This is a genomic window from Pseudomonas putida, assembly GCF_028682635.1.
In the GTDB taxonomy this organism is placed as follows: domain Bacteria; phylum Pseudomonadota; class Gammaproteobacteria; order Pseudomonadales; family Pseudomonadaceae; genus Aquipseudomonas; species Aquipseudomonas putida_AE.
In genome coordinates, this window is the sequence record NZ_JANHLK010000005.1 from 215,011 (window position 1) to 231,789 (window position 16,779).

The following is a 16,779-nucleotide window of genomic DNA, read 5'->3' on the forward strand; positions in this document are numbered from 1 at the left end:
TTTTGTTGATTTATAAGGAGATTAAATATTTATGGAGGGCATTGTGGGGCAGAAGATATCCGGTTTACCGAATCGACCACCAAGTCGCGTTCGGAAAGCCGAACGCGCATGTGTAGGAGCCCGGCTTGCCGGCGAAGGCGCCCGACAGACTGGCGCAAGTCTTGAGGACGCCTTCGCCGGCAAGCCGGGCTCTACAAAGGAGGGGAAATCAGGCCGCTTCGATCTTGCTGCGGTTCTGCTCGACCTTGCTCAGGTAATCCGCGAGCCTCTGTTGTTGCTCAGGGGTGGTGAACAAACCGAGTTTGCTGCGACGCCACAGAATGTCGTGGGCGCTGGTCGCCCACTCTTCGCTGCACAGGTAATCGACCTCACGGGTGTAGAGACCGCCGCCAATGTGTTCGCCCATGTCATTGAGGTTTTGTACGCCTTCGAGCATGCGCCAGGTGCGACTACCGTAGGTGGTGGCCCAGCGGCGCGAGATTTCGCTGGGGATCCAGTCATACTTGTCGCGGATCAGCGAGCTCAGTGCCTGCGGTGTGCTCATGTCTTCGCCGCCCGGCAGGGTGGCGGTGGCGGTCCAGCCTGGCTTGATCTGCGGGAAGTGTGGCGCCAGTTGCGCCAGCGCCGATTCGGCCAGCTTGCGGTAAGTGGTCAGCTTGCCGCCGAACACCGACAGCAGGGGCGCTTCCTCGCCGCTGCCCGACAGCGCCAGGGTGTAGTCGCGGGTGACGGCCGACGGGTTGTCGGACTCGTCGTTGCACAGCGGACGAACGCCGGAATAGCTGTGCACGACATCGTCGCGGCTGATCTGCTTCTTGAAGTGGGCGTTGACCACTTGCAGCAGGTACTCGGTTTCCGCCTCGGTGATCGCCACTTTGGCCGGATCGCCGGTGTACTCACGGTCGGTGGTGCCGATCAGGGTGAAGTGATTGAGGTACGGAATGGTGAAGACGATGCGCTGATCTTCGTTTTGCAGGATGTGCGCGTGATCGCCTTCGTACAGTTTCGGCACGATCAGGTGACTGCCCTGGATCAGGCGGATGCCATACGGCGATTCCATTTTCAGGTCGTCACGAATGAACTTGGCGACCCAGGGGCCGGCCGCGTTCACCAGCGCCTTGGCGCGGATCGAAAACAGGCTGCCATCGGCGCGTTCCAGGTGCAAGTGCCACAGGCCTTTGGTGCGGCGCGCGCTGACGCAACGGGTCTGGGTGTGGACGTGGGCGCCGTTTTCCCGGGCTGCCATGGCGTTCAGTACCACCAGGCGCGCATCGTCGACCCAGCAGTCGGAGTATTCGAAACCTTTGGTGATTTCGCTTTTCAGCGCACTGTCCGGGCCGAACTTCAGGCTTTTCGAACCCGCCAGTTTTTCCCGTTTGCCCAGGTTGTCATAAAGGAACAGGCCTGCGCGGATCATCCAGGCCGGACGCAGGTGCGGGCGATGGGGCAACACGAAGCGCATCGGCTTGACGATGTGCGGGGCCTTGGCCAGCAGCACTTCGCGTTCGGCCAAGGCTTCGCGCACCAGGCGGAATTCGTAATGTTCGAGGTAGCGCAGGCCGCCGTGGATCAGCTTGCTGCTGGCCGACGAGGTGTGGCTGGCCAGATCATCCTTTTCGCAAAGGAACACCGAAAGGCCGCGACCGGCGGCATCTGCCGCGATCCCTACGCCATTGATGCCGCCACCGATGACGGCGATATCGTAGACCTCGGCGAGAGGCGGCGTAGGCAAAGTAGTAGTGGGCATCGGCTAAGGCCTCGGAATTCTTTGATTTTCTGTATTTGAATTCGAACATTAATGTTCATTTGCGAAAATCTTAGCCCATAAAGACGCCCACAGCCAGTCGCATTCGATTGAAAAAACTGATCGAAGGGCGGTTAAAGGAAAATATTCGAACATAAAAGCAAAGATCGCAGCCTTCGGCAGCTCCTACAGGGATATGCAAAACCTGTAGGAGCTGCCGAAGGCTGCGATCTTTTGATGTTGAGAAGGGTTAAACGACTTCCAGGCGAATCTTGTGCTGATTCAACAACTGCGTCAGCGCCGGCACCGGCTCCTGGTCGGTGACCAGGCAATCGATCAGGCTGATCGGCCCCAGGCGGATCATGGCGTTGCGCCCGAACTTGCTGGAGTCGGCGGCGAGAATCACCTTGCGGGCGTTGGCAATGATCGCCTGGGAGACCCGCACTTCCTGGTAATCGAAATCCAGCAGGCTGCCGTCTTCATCGATGCCGCTGATGCCGACCAGGGCAAAGTCGACCTTGAACTGGTTGATGAAATCGACGCTGGCCTGGCCGACCACACCGCCGTCACGCCGCACATTGCCCCCGGTCAGCAGCACGTCGAAGTCGTCCTTGGCGCTGAGCATCGAGGCCACATGCAGGTTGTTGGTGATGATCTTCAGGTGATTGTGGTTGAGCAGGGCGCGGGCAATGGATTCGGTGGTGGTTCCGATATTGATGAACAGCGAGGCGTGGTCGGGGATCTGCGCGGCAATGGCTTCGCCGATGCGCTGTTTCTCATCGCGCATCTGATCGGCGCGCATGGCGTAGGCGGTGTTTTCAACACTGGAATCGTAAGCCGCGCCACCGTGGTAGCGGCGCAACAGATTGGCTTCCGCCAGTTGATTGATATCGCGGCGGATGGTCTGCGGGGTAACAACGAACAGCGTGGCCATTTCCTCGATGCTGACATAACCGCGTTCACGGACCAGTTCGAGGATTTGCTGCTGACGGGGAGGCAGATTCATGGGGCGTCCTTTGGGCTGCCGTGCAAAATTTGCCCATGATGCCGCAGGAATCTGCTCCCTACCAGTTACATACAGATACGAGCCTGTATCGCGGTTTATTCAGCTTCGTCTTCCGCCGCCCAATCGCGGGTGCGGCTGACCGCTTTTTTCCACCCTGCGTAGAGTTTTTCCTTCGCCGCTTCATCCAGCGTCGGCTCGAACTTGCGCTCGATCACTGCCTTGCCACGCAGTTCGTCCAGGCTGCCCCAGAAACCGCAGGCCAGGCCCGCCAGGTAAGCGGCGCCGAGTGCCGTGGTTTCGCGCATCTGCGGACGCTCGACCTGAGTGCCGAGGATGTCGGCCTGGAACTGCATCAGGAAATTGTTCGCCACCGCGCCGCCGTCCACACGCAGGGCCTTGAGGCGTTCGCCGGAGTCCTGTTGCATCGCATCGAGCACGTCGCGAGTCTGGTAGGCAATCGACTCCAGCGCGGCGCGGATGATGTGATCGACGCGAACGCCGCGGGTCAGGCCGAACAGCGCGCCACGGGCATAGGGGTCCCAGTACGGCGCGCCGAGGCCGGTGAAGGCCGGCACCAGATACACGCCGTTGCTGTCCTTGACCTTGTTGGCGAAGTATTCGGTGTCGTGGGCATCGTTGATGATCTTCAACTCGTCGCGCAGCCATTGCACGGTAGAACCGCCGTTGAAAACCGCGCCTTCCAGCGCGTAGGCGACTTCGCCACGGGGGCCGCAGGCGATGGTGGTGAGCATGCCGTGGTTGGATTTCACGGCTTTGTCACCGGTGTTCATCAACAGGAAGCAACCGGTGCCGTAGGTGTTTTTCGCCTGCCCGGCCTCGACACACATCTGACCGAACAGCGCGGCCTGTTGGTCGCCGGCGATACCACCGATGGCGATGCCGCTTTTGGTGTGACCGTAGATTTCCGACGACGACTTCACTTGCGGCAGCATTTCCCGCGGGATATCCAGCACTTCCAGCATCTTCGCATCCCACTCCAGGGTGTGGATGTTGAAGAGCATGGTGCGCGAGGCATTGGTGTAGTCGGTGACGTGCACCTTGCCGCCGGTAAATTTCCAGATCAGCCAGCTGTCGACGGTGCCGAACAACAGCTCGCCGTTGCGCGCGCGTTCGCGGCTGCCTTCGACGTTGTCGAGAATCCACTTGAGCTTGGTGCCGGAGAAGTACGGGTCGGTGACCAGGCCCGTGGTGTCGCTGATGTATTGCTCGTGGCCATCGCGTTTGAGCTGCTGGCAAATCTCGGTGCTGCGTCGGCATTGCCAGACGATCGCGTTGTAGATCGGTCGGCCGGTGTTCTTGTCCCAGACCACGGTGGTTTCACGCTGGTTGGTGATGCCGATGGCCGCGACTTGGTCGTGGTGCAGTCCCGCTTGCGCCAGGGCCTCGACCATCACCGCGCTCTGGGTGGCGAAGATTTCCATCGGGTCATGTTCGACCCAGCCGGCTTGCGGATAATGCTGCGCGAACTCGCGCTGGGCGGTGCAGACCACGTTGGCGTCGCGATCGAAAATGATCGCGCGCGAGCTGGTCGTACCCTGATCGAGGGCAATGATGTAGTTCTTGTTCTGAGTGTCGGTCATGTCGATTGCCTTGGACGAAATAGGGGAGTGAAGCCTGGCGCGCGAGCAAAATGGGCAGGGTCGCGCACCAAGGGTATCAAGAGGTTCTGGGCTTGCCGTCAATGGCTGGTGTTGCATCCTTTGTAGCAGGTGCGGCGTCAGGCAGGTGACGGGCAATCAAGCCGCGGTAGGCGGCAGCCCCCAGGCAGGCACCGACAATCGGTGCAAATACCGGAACCAGGAAGTACGGAATATCGCGGCCGCCAGTGAAGGAAATTTCACCCCAGCCGGCGAAGAAAGTCATCAGTTTAGGGCCGAAGTCCCGTGCCGGGTTCATCGCGAAACCGGTCAGTGGCCCCATCGAACTGCCAATCACCGCAATCAGCAGACCGATCAGGATCGGTGCCAGCGGGCCATTGGGCAGGCCATTGTTATCATCGGTCAGCGACATGATCACGCCCATCAGGATGGCGGTGATGATCACTTCGACCAGGAATGCCTGGGCGGTGGACAGGCTTGGGTTGGGGAATGTGGAAAACACCGACGCCAACTCAAGGCTGGCTGCGGAGCCGCGAACCATTTGGTGAGTTTGTTCGAAATCGAAGAATAGGTTGCTGTACAGCGTGTACACCAGCAAGGCGCCGCAAAAGGCGCCAGCCACCTGGGCGATGATATAAAAAGGCAGTTTGCGCTTTTCGAAGTCGGCAAAAATGCTCAGCGCGATGCTCACGGCAGGGTTCAGATGAGCGCCGGAAACCCCTGCGGTCAAATAGATCGCCATGCTCACGCCGACACCCCAGATAATGCTGATCTCCCACAGGCCAAAGCTGGCACCCGCGACCTTGAGCGCGGCAACGCACCCAGTGCCGAAGAAGATCAGCAGCGCAGTTCCCAGGAACTCGGCCATGCATTGGCTCGAGAGTGACGGTTGTCGTAAAGCAGTTGTCATTGAAACCTCATTGTTTTTCTTGTCTGACGCTTTCATTCCAGTAGGGTCAAAGCGCGTTCTTGATTGAGGCAGGATCCCCATCCTGTTCCCGTTTTACAGCTGGGCACTGCGGTAGGACTTTTCATTCAGATTCAGAAACGACAAAATATAGTCAAGAAACGCTGCTGTCAAAGGTCGAAAGTGAACCATCGGTCACAAATAATCTATAAGTTGTGTGAATGACCGCGTCAGCGAGTGGCCGGGGCGCTTTTTTGCAACGGTTCGGCGATAGAGCCTTTTTTGGATCAATGTCTTAGAATCCGGCGCAGGATTTTTCTACTGCCACCCAGTCTGGAGCTGTCATGACACCCGCATTGGATTTGCTGAAAAAGGTTCGGGCCGAACACCGCGTGCACAGTTATGAACATGACCCGAAGGCGGCTTCCTATGGCTTGGAAGCCGCGGAGAAGCTCGGACTGGACCCGGCGCAGGTGTTCAAGACCCTGCTGGCGGCCAGTGAGAAAGGCGAGTTGCTGGTGGCGGTGGTGCCGGTTGGCGGAAGCCTGGACTTGAAGGGGCTGGCGCATGCGGCCGGGGTGAAGAAAGTCGAAATGGCCGACCCTGCGGCGGCCCAGCGCTCCACCGGTTATCTATTGGGGGGTATCAGCCCGCTGGGGCAGAAGAAGCGCTTGCGCACCTTTATCGACAGCTCGGCGCAGCCGTTGGCGAGCATCTTTGTCAGTGCGGGACGGCGGGGGCTGGAAGTCGAACTGGCACCGGCGGTGCTGGCGGAGCATACCCAGGCGAAATTTGCCGAGATTGGCCGTGCTTGAACTGTAGGAGCGAGCTTGCTCGCGATGGACGTCAGGGCACCGCGTGCATTCAGGCAGCCCTCGTTATCGTTGACCACCATCGCGAGCAAGCTCGCTCCTACAGGGGGGATCAGTGCGCAGGGCTGTAGCGCCGAACCCCTGAATCAACCGGCGGAATCTGCGCCGCCATGCTGCCGGACGCCTGGAACAGCACCAGGTGTTCCGCCGCGACACGAATGCCGACCTCTGCGCCGACCAGATGATCGACATGGCTCGGGAAGATCGATTCCAGTTGCGCGCCGGTGGGCATTTGCAGGCGATAAAGCGTCGAGGCGCCCTGGAAAGACTTGCCGACAATCCGCGCCTTCAAGGCACTGTCGGGCGCATAAACGATATCGTCCGGACGCAGCAATACATCCACCGCACCGCCGACCGGCCAGGTGTAGGCACGGTTGCCGCGCAATTCTCCGAGCTCCGTCTGCACCGACTCCGGGCTGCTCAGCTGACCGCGGATGAAGTAACCCTGGCCGATGAAGCTGGCCACATAGGGCGTCAGCGGTTCGTGATAGAGGTTGTAGGGCGTATCCCACTGCTCCAGCCGGCCTTCCTTGAACACGCCGACATGATCGCTGACTGCGAAGGCTTCTTCCTGGTCGTGGGTCACCAGGATCGCACTGGTGCCACGGGCCTTGAGAATGTCGCGCACCTCGTGGCTGAGCTTGCGGCGCAATTCACCGTCGAGGTTGGAGAAGGGTTCGTCCAGCAGCAGCAATTGCGGTTCGGGCGCCAATGCACGCGCCAGGGCGACCCGTTGCTGCTGGCCACCGGAAAGCTCGTGGGGGTAGCGCTTGCCGAGGTTTTTCAGGTTGACCAACTCGAGCAGTTCTTCGGTGACGCGATCCTTGTTCGGATGCTTGCGAATGCCGAAGGCGATGTTGTCGGCCACGGTCAAATGCGGGAATAGCGCGTAATCCTGGAACACCATGCCAATCCGGCGTTTCTCTGGCGCGAGGGTGAAACCGGCACTGGAGATGGTCTCGCCCGCCAGCTGGATATCCCCTTCGTGCACCGGTTCGAAGCCGGCGATGGCGCGCAGGGTGGTGGTCTTGCCGCAGCCTGAAGAGCCCAGCAGGCAGCCGATGTCACCGGCGTTCAGGTGCAGGTTGAGGTTTTGCACCACGCGCTGGTCTTGATAGCCGCAGGCGAGGTTGCGCAGGTTAAGCAGTAATGGCTGGCTCATGCGTGGTGGTACGCCGGTTCGACGAGGAACTCGAGCAGGGCTTTTTGCGCATGCAGACGGTTTTCGGCTTGATCCCAGGCCACCGAGCGTTTGTCATCGAGCAGGTCGACGCTGATTTCCTCGCCACGGTGTGCTGGCAGGCAGTGCATGAACAGCACGTCGTCAGCGGCCAGGTCGAGCAGGGCGCAGTTGACCTGATACGGGGCGAACAGCTGAAGGCGCTTGGCGGTTTCCTCTTCCTGGCCCATGGAGGTCCAGACGTCGGTGCTCACCAGGTGTGCACCCCGCACGGCTTCCTTCGGATCGCGAACGATGGTGACTCGATCGCCGGCCTTGGCCACGAATTCTGGATTGGGTTCATAGCCTTCCGGGCAGGCAACGCGCAACTGGAAGTCGAACTGGATCGCCGCTTCTATATAGCTGTTGCACATGTTGTTGCCGTCGCCGATCCAGGCCACGGTCTTGCCCTGGATCGAGCCACGGTGTTCGAGGAACGTCTGCATGTCGGCCAGCAACTGGCACGGGTGCAGGTCGTCGGACAGGCCGTTGATCACTGGCACGCGGGAGTTGGCGGCGAATTCGGTCAGGTTGCTGTGGGCAAAGGTGCGGATCATCACGGCGTCGAGCATGCTCGACATGACGATCGCGCAGTCGCCGATCGGCTCGCCACGGCCCAGCTGGGTATCGCGAGGCGACAGGAAGATCGCCTGGCCACCAAGCTGGATCATGCCGGCTTCGAAGGAAATTCGGGTGCGGGTCGAGGACTTTTCGAAAATCATCCCGAGCACGCGGTTTTTCAAGGGCTCGAACAGTACGCCGCGGTTACGCAGGTCCTTGAGCTCAACGCCTCGACGGATCACGCTGACCAGCTCTTCGGGCGTGCAATCCATCAGGGAGAGAAAGTGCCTTGCGCTCATCATTGACTACCTTTTTGCTACAAACCGCAGATGCTCAAAGCCTTGTTTAACGGAACAACGGGCGAGACCTGCGGCGTAAGCCGCACGGGGCGACGAAATAGGGGAAGGCGCGATCTTATAATTAAATGTCGCGTCTTACCAATAGGGCTACGGTTTTTAGGGGATTCGGAGGGGCTATGGGGTAACCGCGATAGCGCTTTTGAAGCCTGTTTCCTGACTGCAGCCAAGCATTTGTACACCGGCGCCGTGGAGGTTTGCAAACAAGCGGGACGGTAATGGTGTTGGGACAGTCGGTTTCCAGGTGCCGCCAAGACTGCCGTCGAGCTGATTGCCGGCGGTTATCGGCAGGCCTGATGGCCGCCGATTCACAAGACGAACGTCGCTGGCGCGGTGGCAGGGCAGGCGCCATAGTTTTGTTCCCGCGGTCGCTATTGCCCGCCCAGAACAAGACAGAGACTGGCCATGACCAAGACTCTCCATCACCGTGCGTGCCATTTGTGTGAAGCCATCTGTGGCCTGACCATCGAAACCACTGAGCTCGAAGGCCACCTGCAGATCACCTCGATCAAGGGCGACTCCCAGGATACGTTTAGCCGCGGCCATATCTGCCCCAAGGCGGTGGCCCTGCAAGACATCCAGAACGATCCGGATCGCCTGCATCGACCGATGCTGCGGGTGGGCAGCGAATGGCAGCCGATCGAGTGGGGCGCCGCCTTCGACCTTGTGGCCGAACGCCTGGCGGCGATTCAGGAGCACCACGGGCAAAACGCGGTGGCGGTTTACCAGGGCAACCCCAGCGTGCACAACTATGGGTTGATGACCCACAGCAATTACTTTCTTGGCCTGCTGAAAACCCGCAACCGGTTTTCTGCGACGTCGGTCGATCAGTTGCCGCATCACCTGACCAGTCACTTGATGTACGGCCACGGTCTGCTGTTGCCAATACCGGACATCGATCACACCGACTTCATGCTGATTCTCGGCGGCAATCCGCTGGCCTCCAACGGCAGCATCATGACCGTGCCGGATGTGGAAAAACGCTTGAAGGCGATCCAGGCCCGGGGCGGCAAAGTGGTGGTGGTCGACCCACGTCGCAGCGAAACGGCGGCGATCGCCGACCAGCATCTGTTCGTGCGTCCCGGTGGCGATGCGGCGCTTTTGTTCGGTTTGCTCAATACCTTGTTCGCCGAAGGCCTGGCCCGCGCCAGTCATTTGCCGGTGGACGGTCTGGATGAGGTACGCGAAGCCGTGGCAGGTTTCAGCGCCGAAGCCATGAGTCCATTGTGCGCGGTGCCTGCGGAGCAGATCCGCCAGTTGGCCCGGGATTTTGCCGCAGCGCCGAGCGCGGTTTGCTACGGCCGCATGGGCGTCTCGACCCAGGCGTTCGGCACGCTGTGCCATTGGCTGGTGCAGTTGATCAACCTGGTCACCGGCAACCTCGACCGCGTCGGTGGTGCCTTGTGCACCGAGCCGGCGGTGGATCTGGTGGCCTCGACCTCGGGCGGGCATTTCAATCTGTGGCAGAGCCGGGTGTCCGGGCGTCCTGAGTATGGCGGTGAGCTGCCGGTGTCGGCCTTGGCCGAAGAGATGCTGACTGAAGGCGAAGGGCAGGTTCGCGCGTTGATCACCGTGGCGGGCAACCCGGTATTGTCCACTCCCAATGGCCGCCAGCTGGAACAGGCGCTGGACGGCCTGGAGTTCATGGTCAGCATTGACCTGTACATCAATGAAACCACGCGTTATGCCGACCTGATCCTGCCGTCCACCTCGGCGCTGGAAAACGATCATTACGACACCACCTTCAATATGTTCGCGGTGCGCAACGTCAGCCGTTTCAATCGCGCCATCCTGCCCAAGCCTGAAGGCGCCTTGCACGACTGGGAGATTTTTGTCGGCTTGGCCAAGGCGTTCGCGGCGAGGACGGGCAAGGAGTTGAAGCCCACCATCGCCCCGGCGCAGATGATCGACCGCGGTCTGCGCATGGGGTCGTACGGCGATGCGTCGCCGCACAAGCTGTCGCTGGCCACTCTGTTCGATCATCCTCATGGGATTGACTTGGGCGCGCTGAAATCCAACCTGGCGTCCCGGCTGAAAACCGCCAACCAGCGAATCCAGGCGGCCCCCGGCGCCATAATCGCCGACCTGGCGCGCTTCGCCGCATTGCAGGCGCCGACCACCGATGAGTTGTTGATGATCGGCCGGCGACATGTGCGCAGCAACAACTCGTGGATGCATAACTATCACCGTCTGGTGAAGGGCAAGCCGCGTCATCAGTTGTTGATGCATCCAGAGGACCTGGCCAGTCGCGGGCTCACCGACGGGCAGCGGGTGCGGGTCAGTTCGCGGGTCGGGGTCATCGAGGTGGAAGTCCTGGCCAGCCTGGATATGATGAAAGGAGTGGTCAGCCTTCCGCACGGTTGGGGCCACGCGCGGCCGGGGGTGCAAATGAGCATCGCCAGCGGCCAGCCGGGTTCCAGCGCCAATGACCTGACCGACGAGTGTCAGCTCGATGAATTGTCGGGCAACGCGGCGTTGAACGGTGTGCCGGTGACCGTGGTAGCGGCCTGATCGCATCTGACGGAGAGACCGAGCAGGGCGCTCGGCTTTCCGTTACAATGCGCCACCGTGCCGACCCATGAGTCGGAAAGTTCAGCCGAGGTGCTCCATGGATATCATCGAAACGATTAAAGAGCAGATTGCCAACAACACCATTCTGCTTTACATGAAAGGCTCGCCGAATGCCCCGCAGTGCGGCTTCTCCGCGAAAGCATCGCAGGCCGTGATGGCGTGTGGCGAAAAATTTGCGTACGTGGATATCCTGCAGAACCCGGAAATCCGCGCCAACCTGCCTAAATACGCCAACTGGCCAACCTTCCCGCAACTGTGGGTAGCGGGCGAGCTGGTCGGCGGCAGCGACATCATGACTGAGATGTCCGCTGACGGTTCGCTGCAGTCCCTGATCAAGGACGCGGCGGCCAAAGCTGCGGCAGCCAAGACCGAAGCCTGATACTCGGGCATCGAAAAACCCTTCACGGTTATTCGTGAAGGGTTTTTTTTCGCCTGCAAATTGTGGGAGCGGGGAGGGTTGTCCTATTGGATGAAGCTGACTAACATGTCAGAAAATTCATCCTATGATTGGATGACAGGGCGAATCCCATGTCAGAAATTTCTCCGTTAGTTAAACGCTCCCTGGTCGATCAGGCCCTGGAGCAGCTGCGCTTGCGCATCAACCAGGGCGCCTGGACGGTGGGGCAGCGCCTGCCAACCGAACCCGAGCTGTCCGCCGAACTGGGCATCAGCCGCAACACGGTGCGCGAAGCCATGCGGGTGCTGGCGTTCTCCGGGTTGATCGAGATTCGCCAGGGTGACGGCAGTTACCTGCGGGCCCTGGTCGACCCGCTGGACACCCTCAAGGCGCTGTCCCGCTGCTCGCTCGAGCAGGCGCGGGAAACCCGGCACATCCTCGAAGTCGAGGCCATCGGGCTGGCCGCCCTGCGTCGTACCGATGAGGACCTGGTGGCATTGCGCGAGGCACTGGGCGTCAGCGGCAGCCACTATCACGGCGATCTCGATACCTACATTGCCTGTGACCTGGTGTTCCACCGCCGCCTGGTGGACGCCGCGCACAACCCGACCCTCAGCGAGCTGTATCGCTATTTCTCCAGCGTTGTCGGCGAGCAATTGCGCCACTGCCTGAACATCACGCCACGGCGCCAGGAGGTCTTCGATCTGCACGTCGAACTGCTCGATGCCGTGGAGCAACGCGACCCGGAACGGGCCAAAGCCCTGTCGAGGCAGTTGATCAATGAACCTTGAAACCGAGAACACCATGTCCAGAGATCTCCCATCCCCCAAGCGCACGGCAGAGCTGGAAGAGTTGCTGATCGACGCCGAGGCCGATGACGAACAGGTCCAGCAAACCCAGCCGCTCCTGGTTCGGCCGTGGCTATTGCTGCTGGGATTGATCCTGGTGGCGCTGAACCTGCGCCCGGCGCTGTCGAGCATGGCGCCGATGCTCAGCGAAGTATCGAAAAGCCTGGGTCTGTCGGCGTCGCAGGCCGGGTTGCTGACCACCTTGCCGGTGCTCTGCCTCGGCCTGTTCGCGCCGCTGGCGCCAGTGCTGGCGCGTCGTTTCGGTGCGGAGCGGGTGGTGCTGGGCATTCTCCTGACCCTGGCGGGCGGGATCATCCTGCGCAGTTCCTTTGGCGAGATCGGCCTGTTCGCCGGCAGCGTACTGGCCGGCGCCAGCATCGGTGTGATCGGTGTATTGCTGCCTGGCATCGTCAAGCGTGACTTCGCCAAACAGGCCGGGACCATGACCGGTGTCTACACCATGGCCCTGTGCCTCGGTGCGGCCATGGCGGCGGGCGCGACGGTGCCGCTGAGCGAACACTTCGACAAGAGCTGGGCAATGGGCCTCGGTTTCTGGGTGATTCCCGCGCTGGTCGCGGCGATTTTCTGGTTGCCCCAGGTCGGGCAGAAACACGGCGCGCACAACGTGGCCTATCGGGTTCGCGGCCTGCTGCGCGACCCGCTGGCCTGGCAAGTGACCTTGTACATGGGCCTGCAATCGTCCCTGGCCTACATCGTGTTCGGCTGGTTGCCGTCGATCCTGATCGGTCGTGGCCTGACCCCGACCCAGGCCGGCCTGGTGCTCTCGGGTTCGGTGATCGTTCAGTTGGTTAGCTCCCTCGCCGCGCCCTGGCTGGCGACGCGCGGCAAGGACCAGCGCCTGGCGATCGTGATCGTCATGGCGCTGACCCTGGGTGGTCTGTTCGGTTGCCTGTACGCGCCGATCGAAGGCCTGTGGGGTTGGGCGATCGTGTTGGGCCTGGGGCAGGGCGCCACGTTCAGCCTGGCGTTGACCCTTATCGTGCTGCGCTCGCGGGACTCCCATGTGGCGGCGAACCTGTCGAGCATGGCCCAGGGCTTCGGTTACACCCTGGCGTCGATGGGGCCATTCGCGGTCGGCATCGTGCACGACTGGACCGGTGGCTGGAACGCCGTGGGCTGGATCTTCGGCGTCATCGGCCTGGGTGCGATCATCGCCGGCCTCGGTGCCGGGCGCGCACTGTACGTACAAGTCGAAAGCGAAAAGGTCTGACCCCTGCGCACTGTCGGTATTCGCCTGGCGAATGCCGATAGTGTTCGGCGTATTTGCAGACTATCGTGCAGGCCATCCATCGATTGAACGGAGCCTGCCCATGAGTGATGCCCACAGCGCATTGATCACCCAGTTCTACCAAGCCTTCCAACGGCTGGATGCCGAGGCCATGAGCGCCTGCTATACCGATGACGTGGTGTTCAGTGATCCGGCGTTCGGCGAGCTTCGCGGGCGCGACGCGGGTGATATGTGGCGGATGCTGACCACCCGGGCCAAGGATTTTTCCCTGACCTTCGATGACGTTCGTGCAGATGAGCGCACCGGTGCTGCTCATTGGGTGGCGACGTACCTGTTCAGCCAGACTGGCAACACCGTGGTCAACGACATCCAGGCACGATTCGTCTTTCGCGACGGCAAGATTTGCGAGCATCACGATCACTTTGATTTGTGGAAGTGGTCGCGTCAGGCGCTGGGTTTCAAAGGCCTGCTGCTGGGTTGGAGTCCGCTGGTGCGCAACGCCGTCCGCGCGCAGGCCCGAAAGGGGCTGAAGGCATTCCAGGCCAGTCGCTGATAAGATCGCGGCTTGTTTCCTTTCAAGCCTCGATCGTGCCGTGACCACCCTCAGCGAAAATCCTCCCGACGCCGATTCACCGGTGAGCAAACCCTGGTTCGTCTACCTCGTGCGGGCGGCCAACGGCTCGCTCTACTGCGGGATCAGTGATGATCCTGTGCGCCGCTTCGCCGCTCACCAGAGCGGCAAGGGCGCGCGCTTTTTTCTCTCCAGCCCGGCCGTGGCGCTGGTCTATACCGAACTCTGTCGCGACAAAAGCGAAGCGCTGCGCCAGGAGCGGCTGATCAAGAAACTCAGGAAGAGCGCGAAGGAATGTCTGGTGGCCAGCGCCGCCGCCTGCTTATCAATCTGACTGATAAGTTCCCATCAGGTGGATCTGTAGGCTGCCCTGCGAATGCGCGCTAAGCTGCGGATTCCTGATCTTTGCGGCGGAGCCGAGCATGTCCGAGTTGATTCTGCATCATTACCCGACGTCCCCTTTCGCCGAAAAAGCCCGGCTGCTCCTGGGTTTCAAGGGGTTGTCCTGGCGCTCGGTGACGATCTCGCCCGTGATGCCCAAGCCCGATCTCACCGCCTTGACCGGTGGCTACCGCAAGACCCCGGTGTTGCAGATCGGCGCGGATATTTATTGCGACACCGCCATGATCGCCCGTCGCCTTGAGCAGGAAAAAACCCTGCCGGCGTTCTTCCCCGAGGGGCAGGAAATGATCGCCGCGTCCTTCGCGGCGTGGGCCGATTCGGTGGTGTTCCAGCATGCGGTCAGCCTGGTGTTCCAGCCGGAATCGATAGCGGTGCGTTTCGGCAATATGCCGCCGGAAGCGATCAAGGCGTTCATCGCCGACCGGGCGGGCCTGTTCAGTGGCGGCAGTGCCACCCGCTTGTCCGCCGAGCAGGCCAGGCACCAATGGCCGACGATCATGGCGCGCCTGGAGCAGCAGCTGCAGCGCGAAGAGGGGGATTACCTGTTCGGCGAGCCGTCGATTGCCGACTTTGCCATGGCTCACCCGCTGTGGTTCCTCAAGGCAACGCCCGTGACCTCGCCGCTTGTGGATAACTATCCGGCAGTCTCGGCGTGGTTGGCGCGGGTGCTGGGGTTTGGCCACGGTGCGCCGAGTGACATGACTTCCGAGGAAGCGCTGAGCGTGGCCCGCGATGCGACGCCTGCTGCATTGCCGGATGAAGCGTTCGAAGATCCGAATGGTTTCAAGGTGGGGCAGCAAGTGGTGATCGCCGCCACTGACTACGGCGTCGATCCTGTCTCGGGTAAGCTGATGTTCGCTGGCAGCGAGGAATTGATTGTGCGTCGAGAAGACGAGCGCAGCGGCGTGGTGCATGTGCACGTTCCGCGATTCGGTTTCCGCATCGAAGCACAATAACCCCGCCATACACGACCCTGTAGGAGCTGGCTTGCCAGCGAAGACGGTGGTTCAGTCGACAAATGTACCGGCTGAACCACCGCATTCGCTGGCAAGCCAGCTCCTACAGGTCAGCGAAGGTCATTTCAAGGCTGCCAGAATCGCATCCGGGTCATACCCGCGAATCAACGTCCCGTTCACATCGATGATCGGAATCCCACCGCCACCCAACGCCTGATAGGCCTCGCGCGCCTCGGCATCCTTCTCGATATCAAACTCCTTGTAAGGGATACCCTTCTGATCGAGAAAGCGCCGGGTCAGCTTGCAGTAGCCGCACCACTCGGTGGCGTAGAGCACGACGTTGGCCTTGGCCTGGGTCTGCTCGGACACCACTTGCGAAGGGTTGAACACCCGCTCGATCTTGCCCCAGTTCTGATAGACCACGACCACCAGCAGGATCAGCAGGCATTTCTTCAGTACGTTGCCCAGCATCAGTTGCGGCGCTTGAGCTGGTCGGTGAGCGAGGTCGGCAGTCCCTTGATGATCAGGGTGCCGGCTTCTTCGTCGTACTCGATCTTCGAGCCCAGCAGGTGCGCTTCGAAGCTGATGGACAGGCCTTCGGCACGGCCGGTGAAGCGGCGGAACTGGTTCAGGGTGCGTTTATCGGCCGGGATCTCCGGCGACAGGCCGTAGTCCTTGTTGCGGATGTGGTCGTAGAAGGCTTTCGGGCGTTCTTCGTCGATCAACCCGGACAACTCTTCCAGGCCCATGGGCTCGCCGAGCTTTGCCTGGCTGCTGGCGTAGTCCACCAGGGTCTTGGTTTTTTCGCGAGCGTCGTCTTCGGGCAGGTCTTCGCTTTCGACGAAGTCACTGAAGGCCTTGAGCAGGGTGCGGGTTTCGCCGGGGCCGTCGACGCCTTCCTGGCAACCGATGAAGTCGCGGAAATACTCCGAGACTTTTTTGCCGTTCTTGCCCTTGATGAACGAAATGTACTGTTTGGACTGCTTGTTGTTCTGCCACTCGGACACGTTGATCCGTGCCGCCAGGTGTAATTGGCCCAGGTCCAGGTGCCGGGACGGGGTCACGTCCAGCTGTTCGGTCACCGCAACGCCTTCACTGTGATGCAGCAGCGCGATGGCCAGGTAATCGGTCATGCCTTGCTGGTAGTGGGCGAACAGGACGTGGCCGCCGACCGAGAGGTTGGACTCTTCCATCAGCTTTTGCAGGTGCTCCACCGCCACGCGACTGAAGGCGGTGAAATCCTTGCCGCCCTCGAAGTACTCCTTCAGCCAGCCGCTGAACGGATGCGCCCCGGATTCAGCATGGAAGAAACCCCAGGCCTTGCCTTGTTTCGCGTTGTAACTTTCGTTGAGGTCGGCAAGCATGTTCTCGATGGCGCTCGACTCGGCCAGCTCGGAGTCGCGAGCGTGTAGAACTGCTGGTGTGCCGTCGGGTTTTTTGTCGATCAGGTGGACGATGCAATGACGGATCGGCATGGGCTTCTCGGCTGATTGAAGACGGG

General features: G+C 61.0%; 16 protein-coding genes. 8 read left to right on the forward strand and 8 right to left on the reverse strand.

Annotation, left to right across the window (positions count from 1 at the left end; translation table 11 throughout):
• Positions 1 to 208: 208 nt before the first annotated feature.
• From glpD to NPS56_RS08630, 4 genes are all read right to left on the reverse strand, one after another.
• Positions 209 to 1,747 carry a glycerol-3-phosphate dehydrogenase gene (glpD, locus tag NPS56_RS08615; protein ID WP_274074280.1) on the reverse strand — a complete coding sequence of 513 codons (1,539 nt, stop codon included), beginning with the start codon at positions 1,745 to 1,747 and terminating at the stop codon, positions 209 to 211.
• Between the two features lie 247 nt (positions 1,748 to 1,994).
• Positions 1,995 to 2,750: a DeoR/GlpR family transcriptional regulator gene (locus NPS56_RS08620; protein WP_274074281.1), complete on the reverse strand. Its 756-nt coding sequence runs from the start codon at positions 2,748 to 2,750 to the stop codon at positions 1,995 to 1,997.
• A 95-nt stretch (positions 2,751 to 2,845) separates the two neighbouring features.
• On the reverse strand, positions 2,846 to 4,351 hold the full coding sequence (glpK, locus tag NPS56_RS08625; protein ID WP_274074282.1) for a glycerol kinase GlpK: 1,506 nt from the start codon (positions 4,349 to 4,351) through the stop codon (positions 2,846 to 2,848).
• Positions 4,352 to 4,427: 76 nt separating this feature from the next.
• Positions 4,428 to 5,279: an MIP/aquaporin family protein gene (locus NPS56_RS08630; protein WP_274074381.1), complete on the reverse strand. Its 852-nt coding sequence runs from the start codon at positions 5,277 to 5,279 to the stop codon at positions 4,428 to 4,430.
• A gap of 341 nt (positions 5,280 to 5,620) precedes the next feature.
• Here NPS56_RS08630 and ybaK point away from each other — a divergent pair, with 341 nt between their 5' ends.
• Positions 5,621 to 6,091, forward strand: a complete 471-nt coding sequence (gene ybaK, locus NPS56_RS08635) for a Cys-tRNA(Pro) deacylase (RefSeq protein ID WP_274074283.1) — start codon at positions 5,621 to 5,623, stop codon at positions 6,089 to 6,091.
• A 109-nt stretch (positions 6,092 to 6,200) separates the two neighbouring features.
• Here the strand turns inward: ybaK and NPS56_RS08640 are convergent, their stop codons facing one another.
• Positions 6,201 to 7,310, reverse strand: a complete 1,110-nt coding sequence (locus NPS56_RS08640; protein ID WP_274074284.1) for an ABC transporter ATP-binding protein — start codon at positions 7,308 to 7,310, stop codon at positions 6,201 to 6,203.
• On the reverse strand, positions 7,307 to 8,227 hold the full coding sequence (argF, locus tag NPS56_RS08645; protein ID WP_274074285.1) for an ornithine carbamoyltransferase: 921 nt from the start codon (positions 8,225 to 8,227) through the stop codon (positions 7,307 to 7,309). Before argF ends, NPS56_RS08640 begins: the two co-directional genes overlap by 4 nt.
• A 462-nt stretch (positions 8,228 to 8,689) precedes the next feature.
• On the opposite strand from argF, the gene NPS56_RS08650 reads away from it, so the two are divergent.
• The 7 genes from NPS56_RS08650 (at position 8,690) to NPS56_RS08680 (ending at position 15,278) form a co-directional block, all read left to right on the forward strand.
• Complete coding sequence (locus NPS56_RS08650) at positions 8,690 to 10,795, forward strand: molybdopterin oxidoreductase family protein (RefSeq protein WP_274074286.1); 2,106 nt, start codon at positions 8,690 to 8,692, stop codon at positions 10,793 to 10,795.
• Between the two features lie 97 nt (positions 10,796 to 10,892).
• Positions 10,893 to 11,234, forward strand: a complete 342-nt coding sequence (gene grxD, locus NPS56_RS08655; RefSeq protein ID WP_274074287.1) for a Grx4 family monothiol glutaredoxin — start codon at positions 10,893 to 10,895, stop codon at positions 11,232 to 11,234.
• A 149-nt stretch (positions 11,235 to 11,383) separates the two neighbouring features.
• On the forward strand, positions 11,384 to 12,043 hold the full coding sequence (locus tag NPS56_RS08660) for a FadR/GntR family transcriptional regulator (RefSeq protein ID WP_274074288.1): 660 nt from the start codon (positions 11,384 to 11,386) through the stop codon (positions 12,041 to 12,043).
• Positions 12,033 to 13,331 carry a CynX/NimT family MFS transporter gene (locus NPS56_RS08665; RefSeq protein ID WP_274074289.1) on the forward strand — a complete coding sequence of 433 codons (1,299 nt, stop codon included), beginning with the start codon at positions 12,033 to 12,035 and terminating at the stop codon, positions 13,329 to 13,331. The genes NPS56_RS08660 and NPS56_RS08665 overlap by 11 nt, the downstream gene beginning before the upstream one ends.
• A gap of 100 nt (positions 13,332 to 13,431) precedes the next feature.
• Entirely contained in the window at positions 13,432 to 13,902 is a 471-nt protein-coding gene (locus NPS56_RS08670) for a nuclear transport factor 2 family protein (protein ID WP_274074290.1), read from the forward strand.
• 40 nt (positions 13,903 to 13,942) lie between these two features.
• Positions 13,943 to 14,254: a GIY-YIG nuclease family protein gene (locus NPS56_RS08675; RefSeq protein WP_274074291.1), complete on the forward strand. Its 312-nt coding sequence runs from the start codon at positions 13,943 to 13,945 to the stop codon at positions 14,252 to 14,254.
• Between the two features lie 88 nt (positions 14,255 to 14,342).
• A complete protein-coding gene (locus NPS56_RS08680; protein WP_274074292.1) occupies positions 14,343 to 15,278 on the forward strand; it encodes a glutathione S-transferase family protein in 936 nt (311 codons plus the stop codon).
• 120 nt (positions 15,279 to 15,398) lie between these two features.
• Here the strand turns inward: NPS56_RS08680 and NPS56_RS08685 are convergent, their stop codons facing one another.
• Both NPS56_RS08685 and yejK read right to left on the reverse strand, forming a co-directional pair.
• Complete coding sequence (locus NPS56_RS08685; RefSeq protein ID WP_274074293.1) at positions 15,399 to 15,749, reverse strand: glutaredoxin family protein; 351 nt, start codon at positions 15,747 to 15,749, stop codon at positions 15,399 to 15,401.
• The gene (gene yejK, locus NPS56_RS08690; protein WP_274074294.1) at positions 15,749 to 16,753 is read right to left on the reverse strand and encodes a nucleoid-associated protein YejK; all 1,005 of its coding nucleotides are present in this window, start codon (positions 16,751 to 16,753) and stop codon (positions 15,749 to 15,751) included. Before yejK ends, NPS56_RS08685 begins: the two co-directional genes overlap by 1 nt.
• Positions 16,754 to 16,779 lie beyond the last annotated feature (26 nt).